At 65.3% G+C, this 502-nt stretch carries 1 protein-coding gene; it reads right to left on the bottom strand.

The genetic code is table 11. From position 1 onward, the window contains the following. Window positions 1-502 (bottom strand): hypothetical protein (locus FK268_RS24610; protein ID WP_205124556.1); only part of this gene is annotated, 502 nt, incomplete at both ends.

The following is a 502-nucleotide window of genomic DNA, read 5'->3' as shown; positions in this document are numbered from 1 at the left end:
GAGGTCACTCGGGGTGAAGGTGTGCCCGTAGGAGTCCGTGATGCTCTCGATGCGGGGGTAGTACTCCCCGGACGGGTCCTGGCTGCTCATGTAGATCGTCACCTGATTTCGGATCTGGCCGGCGATCCCCGCCAGCAACTCCCTCTCGAACGCCACCAGCCGACGGTTGTGCGCCACGCTGTTCCTGAGCTCGTCGAACCGCACCAGCAGCGGGAGTGTCATCTCCTGCTCGCCCAAGGCGCCATCGAGCTCGGACCAATACTTCCGGGCGATCGTCACCAGATCCGTCAGATCGCTGTAGGCCAGGCCCAGCGGCGGCAGCGACGCCACGCCCGGGCGCACCTTCTGCTCGGCGTCATGCCGCATCTTCCACGAACGGCGCTGCTCACTGTTGGAGACCGTCGCCAGCCAGTCCTCGCCGATCTCCGCCCGGTACCGGTATTGCATCAGCTCACGCAACGCGTTCTCGCACGTCTCCAGCGACGTCTTGGGGTCCATCACC

The sequence above is a fragment of the Tsukamurella sputi genome (assembly GCF_007858445.1).
Lineage (GTDB): Bacteria > Actinomycetota > Actinomycetes > Mycobacteriales > Mycobacteriaceae > Tsukamurella > Tsukamurella sputi.
Note: the sequence above shows the minus strand (reverse complement) of the source record. Positions and strands in the feature narration are given on the sequence as shown.